The organism is Oleiphilus sp. HI0079 (assembly GCF_001635105.1).
Window position 1 is genome coordinate 1 of record NZ_LWFT01001387.1, and the last position, 1,549, is coordinate 1,549.

At 49.5% G+C, this 1,549-nt stretch carries 2 protein-coding genes; one reads left to right on the plus strand and one right to left on the minus strand.

The genetic code is table 11. The features are described 5' to 3' along the window. Window positions 1–95: 95 nt before the first annotated feature. Window positions 96–857, minus strand: a complete 762-nt coding sequence (locus tag A3750_RS23955) for an SDR family NAD(P)-dependent oxidoreductase (protein ID WP_068451038.1) — start codon at window positions 855–857, stop codon at window positions 96–98. 206 nt (window positions 858–1,063) lie between these two features. Here A3750_RS23955 and A3750_RS23960 point away from each other — a divergent pair, with 206 nt between their 5' ends. Next, window positions 1,064–1,459: a thiol-disulfide oxidoreductase DCC family protein gene (locus A3750_RS23960; protein WP_068451041.1), complete on the plus strand. Its 396-nt coding sequence runs from the start codon at window positions 1,064–1,066 to the stop codon at window positions 1,457–1,459. The last annotated feature ends 90 nt before the right edge of the window (window positions 1,460–1,549 follow it).

A 1,549-nucleotide genomic window follows, 5' to 3' on the forward strand; every position in this document is an offset into this window, starting at 1 on the left:
ACGTTCAAACCAGTCGGTCATCGAATTGATATTTTCGCTTAGTGGATCTGACCGGCGAAGCAGCCGGTCGATGATGATGCTCAATTCTGCTCTCTCTATTTTGGCGCCATGCGCAGTGCACAGTCTATTCGAATCACTTCGCCATTTAGTAAGGGGTTCTCGACCATTTCCTTTACAATGCGAGCGTATTCTTTCGGATCACCCAAGCGCTGTGGAAAGGGAAGTGTTGCTGCCAAACTTTCTTGAGCGGCCTCCGGAAGCGCCGCTAACATTGGCGTCATAAACAGTCCAGGCGCAATGGCAAGCACGCGAATACCGTAGCGAGCTAGCTCGCGCGCTGCAGGTAAGGTCATAGAGACGATACCACCTTTGGATGCAGAATAAGCGGCTTGACCGATTTGGCCCTCGTAGGCCGCGACAGACGCTGTGGAGATGATCACGCCGCGCTCTCCATCACCATTTGCTTCACGCTCCTGCATCTCATGAGCAGCAAGGCGCATAATATTGAATGAGCCGCTTAAGTTGACAGCAATGACTTTGTTGAAAAAATCCATTGCCATTGGGCCTTCTTTACCGAGAATCTTCGCCGGCACACCAATACCTGCACAGTTAACCGCGATACCAACGGGGCCATGTTGAGCGCGCGCTTGTTCAAAGCAAGCTTCGGCGCTTGCTGCACTGGTTACGTCGCAGTCAAACGCCAGGCCGCCGATGTCTTTGGCGACTTCTTGCGCCCGCTCCATTTGCACATCAAAGATGCTGACTTTTGCTCCCATCGCTGCGAGCATACGCGCAGCTGCTTCACCCAGCCCAGATGCACCACCCGTCACAATTGCAGGTACTCCGTTAATATCCATTAGTTCTACTTCCTCTCGAATTGGTTTTGTTATTTACATACGAATGGTTGTCGAATGTGAATCGCGAAGGGCATGATAGGGTGATATAGCGCAGCCTATCAAGCCTGAAGATTTGATAGGCTTATTTAAAATGATCCTGCCTGTACATGAGAACGTACCTTACGTGTTTGCGAAGAGTGCGTTTGAACGAGAAAGGACAACAGAATATGAGTGAACTCATCATTTTTTATGACAGTACCTGTCCGCTTTGCGCAAAAGAAATGCGCGCGTTGCAAGCCTATGACACGACAAAGAAGCTGCGTTTGGTGGATTTGCATAGCGAAGAATTCGCAAGCCATTATGGGCATGTTAATTTTGATGAGGCTATGCGCATTTTGCATGCGCAGCAGAATGGCAAGGTTCTGAAAGGGCTGGATGTCACGGCAGCGGCCTGGAGGGCAGTGGGTAAAAAACCGTGGGTACAACTATTGCGCTGGCCAATTATTCGCTGGTTTGCAGACAGAGCGTATGTTTTGTTTGCTGATAACCGATATCGCTTATCATGGATGCTGACCGGGCAGGCTCGATGTAATAATGGTGTTTGCGAAAGTAAGAAGAGTTAGTTTGTTCCCGTTCGGGGATAATCAATCGGCACAAGCAGGATAATATGGGAATGAATAGTTCAAACCGTGTTGCGATCGTTATTGGCGCCT

What these genes read in the sequence shown, in the direction of transcription:
- A3750_RS23960 (WP_068451041.1), top strand. Translation starts at nt 1,064, where the DNA reads ATGAGTGAACTCATCATTTTTTATGACAGTACCTGTCCGCTTTGCGCA.
- A3750_RS23955 (WP_068451038.1), bottom strand. Translation starts at nt 857, where the DNA reads ATGGATATTAACGGAGTACCTGCAATTGTGACGGGTGGTGCATCTGGG.